The sequence below is a fragment of the Streptomyces sp. SP17BM10 genome (assembly GCF_036322405.1).
Lineage (GTDB): Bacteria > Actinomycetota > Actinomycetes > Streptomycetales > Streptomycetaceae > Kitasatospora.
Map to the genome: position 1 here is coordinate 33355 of NZ_JAQYXB010000661.1, position 13120 is coordinate 46474.

Annotated in this window: 13 protein-coding genes; 3 read left to right on the forward strand and 10 right to left on the reverse strand. The window is 73.6% G+C overall.

All coding sequences use genetic code 11. From position 1 onward, the window contains the following. Positions 1 to 3 precede the first annotated feature (3 nt). Positions 4 to 1227, reverse strand: a complete 1224-nt coding sequence (locus PUR71_RS30910) for a serine hydrolase domain-containing protein (RefSeq protein WP_329930471.1) — start codon at positions 1225 to 1227, stop codon at positions 4 to 6. A 117-nt stretch (positions 1228 to 1344) separates the two neighbouring features. Between PUR71_RS30910 and PUR71_RS30915 the strand changes: the two genes are divergently transcribed. From PUR71_RS30915 to PUR71_RS30925, 3 genes are all read left to right on the forward strand, one after another. Further along, positions 1345 to 1869 (forward strand): NUDIX hydrolase, encoded by a 525-nt coding sequence (locus PUR71_RS30915; RefSeq protein WP_329930472.1) that lies wholly within the window; start codon positions 1345 to 1347, stop codon positions 1867 to 1869. A 162-nt stretch (positions 1870 to 2031) separates the two neighbouring features. Continuing rightward, on the forward strand, positions 2032 to 2832 hold the full coding sequence (locus PUR71_RS30920) for a TetR/AcrR family transcriptional regulator (protein WP_329930866.1): 801 nt from the start codon (positions 2032 to 2034) through the stop codon (positions 2830 to 2832). A 176-nt stretch (positions 2833 to 3008) separates the two neighbouring features. Further along, positions 3009 to 4925, forward strand: a complete 1917-nt coding sequence (locus tag PUR71_RS30925; protein ID WP_329930473.1) for a hypothetical protein — start codon at positions 3009 to 3011, stop codon at positions 4923 to 4925. A 120-nt stretch (positions 4926 to 5045) separates the two neighbouring features. On the opposite strand, the gene PUR71_RS30930 is transcribed toward PUR71_RS30925, so the two are convergent. The 9 genes from PUR71_RS30930 to PUR71_RS30970 all read right to left on the reverse strand — a co-directional run bounded on the left by PUR71_RS30930 (position 5046) and on the right by PUR71_RS30970 (position 13110). Next, positions 5046 to 6044, reverse strand: a complete 999-nt coding sequence (locus PUR71_RS30930; protein WP_329930474.1) for a TetR/AcrR family transcriptional regulator C-terminal domain-containing protein — start codon at positions 6042 to 6044, stop codon at positions 5046 to 5048. A gap of 160 nt (positions 6045 to 6204) precedes the next feature. Further along, entirely contained in the window at positions 6205 to 6915 is a 711-nt protein-coding gene (locus tag PUR71_RS30935; RefSeq protein WP_329930475.1) for a spermidine synthase, read from the reverse strand. 97 nt (positions 6916 to 7012) lie between these two features. Beyond that, complete coding sequence (locus tag PUR71_RS30940) at positions 7013 to 8089, reverse strand: YeiH family protein (protein WP_443077629.1); 1077 nt, start codon at positions 8087 to 8089, stop codon at positions 7013 to 7015. 4 nt (positions 8090 to 8093) lie between these two features. Further along, positions 8094 to 8675: a cysteine dioxygenase family protein gene (locus tag PUR71_RS30945; protein WP_329930476.1), complete on the reverse strand. Its 582-nt coding sequence runs from the start codon at positions 8673 to 8675 to the stop codon at positions 8094 to 8096. A 191-nt stretch (positions 8676 to 8866) separates the two neighbouring features. Then, positions 8867 to 9772 carry a LysR family transcriptional regulator gene (locus PUR71_RS30950; RefSeq protein ID WP_329930868.1) on the reverse strand — a complete coding sequence of 302 codons (906 nt, stop codon included), beginning with the start codon at positions 9770 to 9772 and terminating at the stop codon, positions 8867 to 8869. Between the two features lie 172 nt (positions 9773 to 9944). After that, positions 9945 to 10814, reverse strand: a complete 870-nt coding sequence (locus PUR71_RS30955; RefSeq protein ID WP_329930477.1) for an amino acid ABC transporter permease — start codon at positions 10812 to 10814, stop codon at positions 9945 to 9947. Then, complete coding sequence (locus PUR71_RS30960) at positions 10811 to 11455, reverse strand: amino acid ABC transporter permease (RefSeq protein WP_329930478.1); 645 nt, start codon at positions 11453 to 11455, stop codon at positions 10811 to 10813. Before PUR71_RS30960 ends, PUR71_RS30955 begins: the two co-directional genes overlap by 4 nt. 13 nt (positions 11456 to 11468) lie before the next feature. After that, positions 11469 to 12377 (reverse strand): glutamate ABC transporter substrate-binding protein, encoded by a 909-nt coding sequence (locus PUR71_RS30965; protein WP_329930479.1) that lies wholly within the window; start codon positions 12375 to 12377, stop codon positions 11469 to 11471. 13 nt (positions 12378 to 12390) lie between these two features. Next, positions 12391 to 13110 carry an amino acid ABC transporter ATP-binding protein gene (locus PUR71_RS30970; RefSeq protein ID WP_329930869.1) on the reverse strand — a complete coding sequence of 240 codons (720 nt, stop codon included), beginning with the start codon at positions 13108 to 13110 and terminating at the stop codon, positions 12391 to 12393. Between the last annotated feature and the right edge of the window lie 10 nt (positions 13111 to 13120).

Below are 13120 nucleotides of genomic sequence, written 5' to 3' on the forward strand. Positions count from 1 at the left end.
CCGCTACCCGTCCAGCCCGAGGCACCCGCGCACGGCGCGGATGAGGTTGCGCGAACGGATGTCCCCGGTGACGCCCGGCTGCATCCCGTTGGTGACGTAGCCGAAACCGAGCCCGAGGTCCGGGTCGGCGAAGCCCAGCGAGCCGCCCCGGCCCGGGTGCCCGAAGCTCGCCCGGGAGGCCATCGGGGCCGTCGGGCCGTGCCGCCAGAAGCCCAGCCCGAACGTGGAGTTGACGATCAGCACCCGGTCCGGGCCGTTCACCGCCGGCCCGACCGCCCGGGCCAGCACCCGCGGCCCGAGCAGCGGGGCGAGCGCGGCGCCCGAGCCGTCGTGCCGGTCCGCCGCCCCCACCAGCGCCGCGTAGAACCGGGCCAGCGAGCGGGCCGTCCCGATCCCGCCCGCCCCGGGGATCTCGGCGGCCTGCACCGCCGGGTCGTTGAGGTCCACCCCCGGACGCACCGAGGCGAACGAGCGGGCGGTCAGCGAGGACGGGTCCTGGTAGGCGTCCCGGACGGACTGCTTGGGCCGCAGCCGCAGCCCGCTCGGCCCGGTCCTCGCCGCCTCGGGGGCGGGCAGGTCGACCAGCTTCCCGACCCGCGGCGCCGCGCCGGCCGGCAGCCCGATCCACAGGTCCAGGCCGAGCGGACGGGCGATCTCCTCGGCGAAGTACCGCCCTACGCTTCGCCCGCTCGCCCGCCGCACCACCTCGCCGACCAGCCAGCCGAAGGTGTACGGGTGGTAGCCGTGCGCGGTGCCGGGCTCCCAGGCGGGTTCCTGCGCGGCCACGGCCGCGGCCGCCCGCTCCCAGGTCAGCACGTCCTCCAGGCGCAGCGGCACGTCCAGCGCGGGCACCCCGGCCCGGTGCGAGAGCAGCCAGCTCACCGGCACCCCGCCCTTTCCGGCCGCCGCGAACTCGGGCCAGTAGGAGGCCACCGGCGCGTCCAGGTCGAGCTCGCCCCGCTCGGCGAGCAGGAGGGCGGTGGTGGCGGTCAGGCCCTTGGTGACCGAGCGCAGCACCTGCGCGGTGTCCGCCGTCCAGGCGACGGCGGGCGCGGGCCGGCCGCCGACCTCCGGCCGGGCGTCGCCGCCCCACACGTCGACCACCTTGCGGCCGCGCACGTACAGCGCGAAGGCGGCGCCGAGCTCGCCGTACTCGCGGAAGTTCCGCGCGAAGGCCTCCCGCACCGGCTCGAAGCCCTCGGCAGTCTCGCCCCAGATCTCCACCATCACGCGCCGTCCTCAGCCCGTCCGTTGCGATCGGCTCCGACCGCACCGGCGTGTTACGTGTCCGGATTCGTTCGTGCCCGCGTTCGAGCCGGGCCCGGAAACCCTAACCTGTCGGTCATGACCAACCCTGCCGCGGTGAACCCCGCCGAGGAACTGCTGGACGTCGTCGACGAGCACGACCGGGTGATCGGGACCGCCGTGCGCGGCGAGGTGTACCGGCTGGGCCTGACCCACCGGTGCGTCTTCGTCCTGGTCCGCGACCCGGCCGGGCGGATCTTCGTCCACCGGCGCACCGACACCAAGCTGTTCGCCCCGGGCGCGTACGACATGTTCGTCGGCGGCGTCGTCGGCGCCGGCGAGACCTACGGCGAGGCGGCCGTCCGCGAGGCCGAGGAGGAACTGGGCGTGAGCGGCATCGCCCCGCGCCCGCTGTTCAAGTTCCTCTTCCGCCAGGACCACCTCTCCTGGTGGTGCGACATGTACGAGGCCCAGTGGGACGGCCCGGTCTCCCCCCAGGAATCCGAGGTCGCCTGGCACGACTGGCTGACCCCCGCCGAACTCCACGCGCGCCTCGCCCGCGACGACTTCGTCCCGGACGGCCGCGAGGCCTACCGCCGCTACCTGGACTTCCACGCCGCATAGGGCCCGTTGCGCCCGCCGGATAAGGTGGCGCGCATGGCCTCCCGTACGCCGTCGCCGACGGCCGCCCGCCGCACCGGACGGACCGCCGGACCGGACCGGACCCCAGCACCCGCCGCGCCCGCCGCCGCACCCTCCGCGGCGGGCGAGCGCCCGCGCCGCCGGCTGAGCGTCGACGAGCGGCGCGAACAGCTGATCGCCGTCGCGCTGGAGCTGTTCAGCGTGCGCCCGCCGGAGGAGGTGTCGATCGACGACATCGCCGCCGCCGCAGGCGCCTCCCGGCCGCTGGTCTACCACTACTTCCCCGGCAAGCAGGCGCTGTACGAGGAGTCCCTGCGCCGGGCCGGACGCGAGCTCGCCGGGCGCTTCGAGGAGCCGCCCGAGGGGCCGCTGTCCGAGCGCCTGTACCGCGTGATGGGGCGCTACCTGGACTTCGTCCAGAGCCACGGGCCGGGCTTCGCGGCGTTGCTGCGCGGCGGCTCGGTGGCCGCCAGCGCGGGCACCTCGGCGGTGATCGACGAGGTCCGGCGGGCCGCCCACGACCAGATCCTCAGCCACCTCGCCATCGCCGACCCGAGCCCCGGGCTGCGGCTGACCGTCCGCGCCTGGATCGCCAACGCCGAGATCACCTCGCTCGAGTGGCTGGCCGAGCGGTCGGTGCCGCTGGAGGAGCTGCAACTGCACCTGGTGCAGGAGTTCGTCGCCGCGCTCGTCCTCACCGCCGCCCGGGAACCGGCCCTCGGCGCCGAGCTCGCCTCCTTCCTCACCGACGAACGGCCGGACGGGCCCACCGGGCGCCTCGTGCACGACCTCGCCGGGCTGCTCGCCGTGCCCGGGATCGCCGAGGCCCTCGGCGCGCTCGCGGCGCCTGTCACTGCGCCGCCGGCTTCGCCGGTCTCTCCGCCTCCCGGTCCGCCGGCCGCTTCGCCAGGCGCCGACGGGCCGTCAGCGCAGGCCACGGAGTAGCCGGCCCCGGGCGGACCGGCCGTCCGGGAGGCGGCCGCCGGTTCTGCCCCGACGTGGGCTCTGATAGGAATGACCACGGCCGGGAACAGCCGCGGACCCCGGCGGCGCGCCACCGGGCGCGCGCCCGGACCACCCGGACACCGACCGCAGACGCACCAGAGCGGGGGGCTCAACAGTTGACCCAGGACGGCCAGTTCGACAGCCAGTTCGGCGGCCGGTTCGACGACCGGTCCACCGCGGAGGCCAATCCCTTCGCCGCCGCGGAGCAGGTCAGTGCGACCCTTGGCACCCTCACCGACGCCCTCTTCGACGGACGCACCTCCCGTCACCCGGTGGCCTCGCTCGACCCGCGGCGCGGTTCGCCGGCCCCGCACCCGGCCGCCGAGGCCCTGTTCGGCCTGCCGCTGGCGCCCAACGGACCGGTGCACGCCGCCGTCGACCGGCTCGGCACCGTCGTCACCGCCGGAACGGCCCGCCCCGGCACCGGCGCGCCGGTCGCGGAACGGACCGTCACCGCACTCCTCGCCCGCTACGGCGGCGGTCCGGTGCGCGGCACCACCGTCGACCGCGCCACCGGTAGCGGCACCACGCCCGCCGCGCTCTTCCAGCTGCCCGTCACCGGCGAGATCGCCGACCCGAAGCTGCGCCCGCCGTTCGCGCCCGCGCTGGCGGCGCTGGCGGGCGGTCAGCAGACCAGGCTGCCCGTCGAACTGGCCACCGGCGCCGGCACCGAGGTCCGCCTGGTCGTCCCGCCCGGCTTCCACTCCCTGACCTCCCCCGACGGGCCCGCGGGCGTCTCGTCCCGCTCGGTGCCGCCGCCGGGCGGCACGCTCGACCGCGGCGACGACCGGGCCGTCGTCGCGGCGGTCGACGGACTGACCGGACACCTGGCCGAGGTCGCCGAGGAACTGTTCAGCGCCACCGACGGCGGCCCGCGCCGCGACTTCGCCGTCATCACGGCCGCCCTCGCCGACGTCGTCCACGCCGCGGGCGCCGTCTACGCGGGCGTCTGCGCCCTGGAGGCGGACGGCCGCACCACCGAGGCCACCCTGGTCGTCTCGCTCGCCCGGCACCCGCTGCCGATCACGGCGCTCGCCACCGAACTCGCCACCGTCCGCCGGCACGCCGAGGTGTGGACGGTCCTGCTGCCGGCCGGACCGGCCGCCGTCCTGGTCGAGGGCCGGACCGTCCCGGTGCCCGCGGCGCTGGCCTCCGACGGGCAGCGGCGCTGGGTGGTCACGTCGGTCGTCGAGGCCTTCGTCCCGCTGCCGGACGGCGTTTCGGTGCTCTGCGTCCAGCTCTCGACGGCGCAGCCGGAGGACTGGGACCTCTACACGGAGGCGTTCGCGGAACTGCTGAAGAGCGTCCAGTTCGGGTGGGACGGCACGCCGGGCGTGCCCGCGCCCGTCCCCGGGTCCGTGCCCGGGTCCGTGCCCGCCGAGCCGGAGACGGCCGCACCCCTGGACCACAACCCGTTCGCCGCGCTCGTCGAGGCGGCGGACGCGCCCGCGACCGAGGAGGAGCCGGCCCTGCCGGACTTCAACCCGTTCGCGGCCATCGCCGAGGAACCGTCCGAGGACGAGCCGGAGCAGGGCGACCCGGCCCTCCGGGGCACGCCCGTCCAGGTGCCCCCGCCGGACTTCAACCCCTTCGCCCCCGAAACCCTCCCGCCCCTGCCGGGCGATGCCCCGGCCGAAGCCGCGCCCGCCGCACCCGCGGTGGCCGCCGACCCGTTCGGCACGGTGGTGGCCGACGAGCCGAGCGACCCCTTCGGCACCACGCTCGCGCCCCAGCGTCCACCCGTCCCGCCGCCGCCGTCGGTCCCGCCGCGCATCCCGGCCCGGACGGATGGCCCGGGGTACGCGGCGGCGGACGAGAACGACGGCGAGGGCCACAAGAACGGCGAGGACGGCGAGGACGACGAGCCGTCCGGCGACCCGGCCCTCCGGGGCACGCCCGTCCGGGTGCCCCCGCCGGACTTCAACCCCTTCGCCCCCGAAACCCTCCCGCCCCTCCCGGGCGATGCCCCGGCCGACACGGCCTCCGACACCCCGGCCACGCCCCCGGTGCCGGAGGCCCGCCCGTTCGGCTGAGCCGACGACGGCGGATGCGGCGACGGCTGCGGCGACGGCGACGGCGAACAGATGACCACTGACAACTAACAGATTTCAGATTTCGTTCGCTGAAATCTGTTAGTTGTCAGCTGTCCGCCGTCAGCCCCCGCCCGACCGCCGCGCGATCACCGCGCCGATCCCGTCGAGCATGCGCGCCACCCCGAACGCGAACAGCGCGTCCAGGCTCATGTCGATCTCCGGTCCCCGGTTCAGCGCGTCGAACATCGGGAACCGCTCCGGGTCCGCCATCAGCTGGTCCCTCTCCTCGACGTCCTGGCGGTCCATCCACTCGTCCGCGGACATCCCGCTGTCCTGGACGGCCTGCGCCTCCCGCTCGAAGTGCACCGCCAGCCCGCACACGAAGGCGGCCAGCGTGACCGACGCCTGGACCATCTCCTCGGCGCCCAGCCCCAGTCCGACGAGCGCGGCCATCGTGCGCTCGGTGTGCACGGCCGCGTCGGGCGCCAGCACCGGCCGGGTGAACGACATCGTGCCCGCCAGCCACGGGTGCCGCCGGTAGATCCGCCACTGCACCCGGGCGACCGTCTCCAGCGCCTCCCGCCACCCCGTCGGCAGCGGATCGGGCAACGGCTCCTCGCCGAAGACCCGGTCCGTCATGAGCCTCAACAGCTCGTCCTTGCCCGGCACATGGCGGTAGAGCGACATCGTCGCCACACCGAGGTCGGTCGCGATGCGCCGCATCGACAGCGCCGCGATCCCCTCCTCGTCCGCCATCCGCACGGCCGTGGTGACGATCCGCTCCCGGGACAACTCCCGGTCCCCACCCCGCTCCACGGCCCGCGCCCGACGAGCAACTGCCGCCCCCGCAGGCTCGGTAGAGGCGATCGGAGCCGCAAGCGGGACCGACGGGGCAACAGCGGCCCCCGCCACCACCGTCCCGACTCCGGGCACCGCCCGGACCAGCCCTTCCTCCCGCAGCCGGCTCAGCACCTTGGTGGCCGTCGCCATCGCGACCCCCCACTCCCGGGTGATCGCCCTGGTCGACGGCACTCGCTCCCCCGGCGCCAACTCCCCCGAGGCGATCCGCCGTCGAAGCTCCGCCAGGATCCGCCCCGACGGCGTCCCGTCCTCCGCCATGCCCAACTCCTCAGCCTCACAGCACAGAAAGCCCTACAGCGCGGAAAGCCCCCAACTCGGAAAGCCCACAGCTCGGAAAGCCCATAGCACCGAAAACCCGCAGCACGGAAAGCCCACAGCGCCGAACCGAACGATCGGGTCTCAGCCGGCCCGAGCCGGATCAGTCCGCGCGCCGCGCCAGGTGCACGACGTCCGGCACGCCCCGGGAGACGGGGACCTCGCGCGAGGCGACGTCCGAGAACCCCGCCGCCCGCAGCGCGTCGTCGAACGCCGCCGACGGCTGCGCGCTCCACACCGCCAGCACCCCGCCCGGCCGGAGCCGGTGCCACAGCACGGCGAGCCCGTCGGCCCCGTACAGCGGCGCGTTGCCGTCGGTGACGGTCCAGTCCGGCCCGTTGTCGATGTCGAGGCACAGCGCGTCGTAGCGCTCGCCGTCGGCGGCGGCGAGGTACTCCAGCAGGTCGGTGTGGAGCACCTCGACCCGCTCGTCCTCCAGCGCGCCGCCGGAGAAGGCGCCGAGCGGCCCGCTCCGGTGCCAGTCGATGATCGCGGTCTCGCGCTCGACGATCGCGATCCGCCCCCAGCGCGGCTCGGCGACCGCATAGGCGAGCGAGAAGCCGACGCCGAGGCCTCCGATCAGCACGGACGGCCGCGCGGCGGCCGCACCCGCGCGGTCGAGCTCGTCGAGCGCGGCCTGGATCAGCAGCCGCTCCGAGCGGCCGTCGGCGGTGTCCATCAGGAAGCAGCCGTTGGCGATGATCTCGAAGTCCCGCCCGCGCCGGCGCAGCACCACCTCGCCGAACGGCCCCTCGCGCCGGTCGAGCGTGACCACGGCGTCGCGGTCGTTCCGTTCGGGCAGTGCGGTCGGCATGCGCATTCCTCGGCGAACTCGGGTGCGGGACGGTCCCGCGGGACCACTACCCGCCCGACAATACCCAAGCCCGCCGCCGTGCCAGCAGCCGTTTTCCTCAGGCCGTGAGCAGCACTCCGGCGTACGAGACGCCCGCGACCATCACCCAGGAGCCGAGGCCGAGCAGGGCGATCCGCCCGCCGGTGCGGACCATGGTCGGCAGGTGGACGGCGCTGCCGAGACCGAACAACGCGGCGGCGAGCAGCAGCTCCTGGGCGTCCCCGGCCAGGGTGAGCGCCCGCTCGGGCAGCGCGCCGGTGGTCCGCAGGACGATCATCGCGAGGAAGCCCGCGACGAACAGCGGGACGATCGGCGGCCGGCTGCCGCTTTTGACCGATTCTTTAGCAGTTGCTCCGCCAATGTTCTCTTTGTCCCATCGCTGCCTGCGCCGCACGGCGACCGCGACCGCGGCGACCAGCGGTGCCAGCAGCACCACCCGCATCAGCTTGACCAGGACGGCCTCGCGCAGCGCACCGGGCCCGCCGGTCTGCGCCGTGGCGACGACCTGCCCGACGTCGTGCACGCTCGCGCCGACCCAGCGTCCGAACTCCACCTCGCCGAGCCCGAGCGGATGCTGGAGCAGCGGCAGCACGGCGATGGCGAGCGTGCCGCACAGCGTCACGAGCGCGACGGAGGCGGCGACGTCCTCCTCGTCGCTGCCGGAGGCCTGGCTGACCGCGCCGATCGCCGAGGCACCGCAGATCGAGTAGCCGGTGGCGACCAGCAGTGGCTGGTCCCCCGGCAGCCCGAGCCTGCGTCCGAGCCACAGCGTGCCGCCGAAGGTGGCCGCGACCACGGCGAGCACCATGAGGACGGTGACCCAGCCGAGGCCGAGCACGTCGCCGAGGCTGAGCTTGAGCCCGAGCAGCACGATCCCGAGCCGCATGAGCCGCTTGCCGGCCGTGGACAGGCCGGGCCGGGCCACGCCGCGCACGACCGGCCGCAGCCCGGGTAGGTGGGCCGCCGCCATGCCGAGCACGACGGCGGCGGTGAGCTTGGGCACGGCCGGCACGGCCGCGTGGACGGCGAGCGCGGCGGCGACGCCCGCGGCCGCGAGGAGCAGACCGGGGGCGTCGCCACCGAGCGGGGGCAGGGAGCGGGTGCGGGTGGTCCGCTCCCGGAGGGTCAGCGCCACGCGTTCACCGCTGCCCGTCGGCGGGCAGCCGGTAGACGCGCCGGATGCTGGTGCCGAGGCGCGAGACGTCGGCGCCATACACGTGGATGGAGATGGCGGTGGTGCTGCACGCGTTGCGCACGAGGTGGATGTCGCCGGGCGGGGCGAAGGCGGCGACGGTGCCGGCCGGCCCGGCGACGTGCTCGGTCTCGACGAGCCGGGCGGTGCGGCCGTCGGAGACGAGGCGGTAGCGGATCTCGCTCTCCTGGCCCTCGTGGACCCCGGCGACGCACCAGGAGACGTGGTCGTGGATCGGGGTCTGCTGGCCGGGCAGCCAGACGAGGGCGACGACGGAGAAGCTGCCGTCCTCCTCGGCGTGCACGACGTGCTGCCGGTAGCGGGCGGGGTCGGCCTCGCGCTGGGCGGGGGTGAGCAGGGCGCCGGGGCCCTCGGGGTCGGCCGAGAGGTGGGGGGCGAGGCGTTCGCCGACCAGGTACGCCGTGAGCTCCGGCGGCAGGCCGCGGTCGACGACGGCGCGGATCTCGCCGATGAGGGCGTTCATCCGCTCGGTGAGACGGTCGCTGCCGACCGTGGCTGAGGCTGTCATGCCAGCAGGTTCGGCCAACCGGACCTATCACGTCCAACGAGGGATCGTAAGCAGTATCCCAACGCGCGCTTATAAGTCCGCAGGCGATCGGACCCCCCACGCCTGCGGCCCCGGGCACCGTCGCCACCCGTCGCCACCCGTCGCCACGCGTTGCCGCCAGCCGCCGCCCCGGCGGCGCACCGGGACCAGGCTCAGCACCCCACCCGGCTCGCCGCCGCCTGCCGCAGGTGGTCGAGCACCAGCGCGGTGGCCGGGATCCGCCGGTGTTCGCGCAGCACGTACGCGCTCACGTGCCGCCGCAGGTGCGGCTCCACGGCCCGCCCGGTGACCTTGCGGTGACACATGAAGGAGAGCACGAGCGCCGGCATCAGCGCGATCCCGACGCCGGCCGCGACGAGGCTCTGCACCGCGAGGTTGTCGTCCGTCGAGAAGACGATGTCCGGCGCGAAGCCCTCCTCCGCGCACACGTGCAGCAGGTTGGCGCGGCAGCGCGGACACCCGGCGATCCACCGCTCGCGGTCGAGGTCGGCGAGCCGCACCGCGTGCCGGCGCCCGAGCGGGTGGCCGACCGGTAGCAGTACCGTGAGCAGGTCCTCCATCAGCGGGATCTCGTCCAGCCCCTCCGGCACGTCGGCGGGGGCGCCGGGGTAGCGGAAGGCCAGCGCGATGTCGCACTCCCCGCGCAGCAGCCGCTGGACGGAGTCCGGCGGCTCGGCCTCCAGGAGCTCGACCCGCACGCCCGGGTGCTCGTCGAGCAGCCGCGCCATCGCCTGCGGTATGAGGGTCGCGTTGGCGCTCGGGAACGCGCAGACCCGCACCCGCCCGGTGCGCAGCCGGGCGAGCGCGGCGAGCTGCTGCTGGGCGGCGGAGAGGCTGCCGAGGATCACCTCGGCGTGCCGGGAGAGCGCCTCGCCGGCCTCAGTGAGGCGCAGTCCGCGTCCGGCGCGGGTGAACAGGGGGACGCCGACGGTGCGTTCGAGCGCCTTCATCTGCTGGGTGATGGCGGGCTGGGTGTAGCCGAGTTCGCGGGCCGCCGCCGAGTAGGACCCGGCCCTGACCACCGCGTGGAACGTCCTGATGTGCCGCGAGTCGAACACCGGCTCCATGGCCCCTCCGCCCGGTCGTCTGCCTCCAGCCTCCGCAATCATAAGTGGAAATTTGAGATTGCGGTCCTGACCCCGAGCGCATCTATGGTTCAGTCGCGAACCAGCCCCCACGTCGGCACGGCGGAACGCACCCGCCACACCCGCCACACCCGCCTCACCCGCCTCACTGCTGCGCCGCCGGCGGCAGTCCCAGCGCCACCTCCGCCTTCGCCACCGGCGCCCCGCCCCGCACGCTCGGGCTGCGCCGGCTGCGCTGCTCGACCCACCGGGCGAGCCAGGAGAGCAGGAGGCACATCCCGATGTAGATCGGGGCGATCACGATCACCACGGGGATGAAGGGGAGGTCGTAGTCGAGGTTGGTCGCGATCAGCTTGCCCGCGTGCAGGAACTCCTCGTAGGTGATCAGGAAGCCGAGCGAGGTGTCCTTGAGCGCGACCACCAGCTGGCTGATGATCGCCGGCAGCATCGCCCGGTTGGCCTGCGGCACCAGCACGTAGGCCATCACCTGGGTCTTGCGCAGCCCGAGCGCGTAGGCCGCCTCACGCTGCCCCTTCGGCACGGCGAGCACGCCGGCGCGGAACACCTCGGCCAGCACCGAGCCGTTGTACAGCACCAGCCCGGCGACCAGCGCCCACAGTGGCTGCACCTTCAGCGCGACGAAGATGAAGAAGATCATCACCAGCAGCGGCATGGCCCGGAAGAACTCGACCACCAGCGTGGAGAACCAGCGCACCACCCGGTGGTCCGACAGCCTCCCGGCCGCGAACAGGGCCCCGAAGGGCAGCGCGAACAGCACCGTCCAGCCGAACGCCCGCAGCGTGTTGCCGAGCCCGCGCAGCAGCAGCTCCTGGACGCCGCGGTACTCGAACGGCTCCCACTTCGCGGCCGTGAACTGGTGCGTGTGGAAGAGCATGTAGACGACCCACCCGATCAGGCCCGCGATCAGCACGAGCGCGATCGCGCCGTACATCCGGTGCCGGGCCAGCGCCTTGGGGCCGGGAATGTCGTACAGCGCCGAGGATTCAACGGTCATCGCGACACCGCCAGTCGTCGTTCGAGGAGGTTGAACACGGCGCTGATGGCCAGGGTGATGATCAGGTAGCCGACGGCGATCCAGACGAACGTCCAGACGATGCTGTAGCCCAGCTCGTTGATGGTCCGGTAGGTGCCCAGCAACTCGGTGACGCTGAACGAGCCGGCGATCGCCGTGTTCTTCGCCAGCGCGATCAGCACGCTGCCGAGCGGCGCGACCACCGACCGGTACGCCTGCGGCAGCACCACCAGCCCCATCGTCTGCCCGAAGGTCATGCCCAGGCTGCGCGCCGCCTCGCCCTGTCCGGTCGGCACGGTGTTGACGCCCGAACGCATCGCCTCGCAGACGAACGCCGAGGTGTAGCAGCCGAGGGCGAGCACCGCGAACGTGTAGAAGGGCAGCGTGATGTCGAAACGGGGCAGGCCCAGCACCACGATGAAGAAGAGCAGGGTCAGCGGCGTGTTGCGCAGGATCGTCACCCACGCCGTGCCGAAGATCCGCAGCGGCTTCACCGGTGAGACCCGGAAGCTCGCGATCAGCACGCCCAGCACCAGCGAGAGCACGGCGCTCACCACGAACAGCGAGAGCGTGCCGAGGAACCCGTGCCAGTAGGTCGACCAGTTGTCGGTCAGTGTTTTCACGGCGAGGCGCCTCTCAGTACCGGTCGATCTGCGGCGGGGTCGGCGCGGGCTCCCCGGACAGGCCGAGGGTCACGTCGAACGCCTTCTTCCAGTCGCCGTTCTGCTCGTGCCGGGCCAGGGCGTCGTCCAGCGCGTACCGCAGCACGGTGTCGTTCTTCGGCGTCCCGATCCCGTACGGCTCCGTCGAGAACAGCGGTCCGACGACCTTGAGCTCGTCCGGCACCTTCGCCGCGTAGCCCAGCAGGATCGCGTTGTCCGTGGTGACGGTGTCGACCTGGCCGGTGATCAGGTTGTCCACGCAGGCCGAGTAGGTGTCGTAGCCGATCAGCTTCGCCTTCGGGTACTGCGACTTGATCCGCTGGTACGGGGTCGAGCCCGCGGCCGAGCACACCTTCTTGCCGTTCAGGTCCTGCGGGCCGTGGATGCTGTTGTCGTTCTTGCGCACCAGCAGCGACTGCCCCGCCACGAAGTACGGCCCGGCGAAGCCGACCAGCTTCTTGCGGTTGTCGTTGATGGTGTAGGTGCCGACGTAGTAGTCCACCTGGCCGTTCTGCAGCGCCGTCTCGCGGTTGGCCGAGGCGATGGTCTTGAACTGGATCTTGTCCGGCCCGAACCCGAGCGAGGCCCCGACCATCTTGGCGATCTCGATGTCGAAGCCCGAGTAGACGCCGGTGGCCGGGTTCTTCTGCCCCAGGTACGGCTGGTCCTCCTTGGCGCCGACCACCAGGTGGCCGCGGCTGCGGGCCGCGTCCAGGGTGGACGAGCCGGTGATCGCGGCGGCGTCCTGCACCTGGTAGCTGGGCAGGGCGCTGGGCTGCGGGCCTTTGGGCGGCGGGGTGCCGGCCTTGCCGCAGGCCGCCGCCAGCACGGCGAGCACCAGCACGGCGGCGGCCCTGCGCCTCTTCCTCACGGCCTTCCTCATCACCGGCGCCGCCTCAGTGCTTCAGGATCTTGGAAAGGAAGTCCTGGGCGCGCTCGCTCTCGGGAGCGCTGAAGAACGCCTCGGGGGCGCGGTCCTCGACGATCCGGCCGTCCGCCATGAAGACCACCCGGTTCGCCGAGGCCCGGGCGAAGCCCATCTCGTGCGTGACGACGATCATCGTCATGCCCTCGTGGGCGAGCTGGCGCATGACGTCCAGCACCTCGTTGATCATCTCGGGGTCGAGGGCCGAGGTGGGCTCGTCGAACAGCAGCGCCTTGGGGTCCATCGCCAGCGCACGGGCGATCGCCACGCGCTGCTGCTGGCCGCCGGACAGCTGCGCGGGGTACTTGTCGGCCTGCGTCGCCAGTCCGACCCGCTCCAGCAGTGTCCGGGACTTGGCGTCCGCCTCCGCCCTGGACCGCCCGCGCACCTTGATCTGGGCGAGCGAGACGTTCTGCAGCACCGTCTTGTGCGCGAACAGGTTGAAGGACTGGAACACCATCCCGACCTCGGCCCGCAGCCTGGCCAGCCCCTTGCCCTCGGCGGGCAGCGGCTCGCCGTCGATCAGGATGGTGCCCTCCTCGATGGGCTCCAGCCGGTTGATGGCCCGGCAGAGCGTGGACTTGCCGGAACCGGAGGGACCGATCACCACGACGACCTCGCCGCGGCCGACCGTCAACTCGATGTCCTGCAGGACGTGCAGGTCCCCGAAGTGCTTGTTGACGCCGCGCATCTCGATCAGC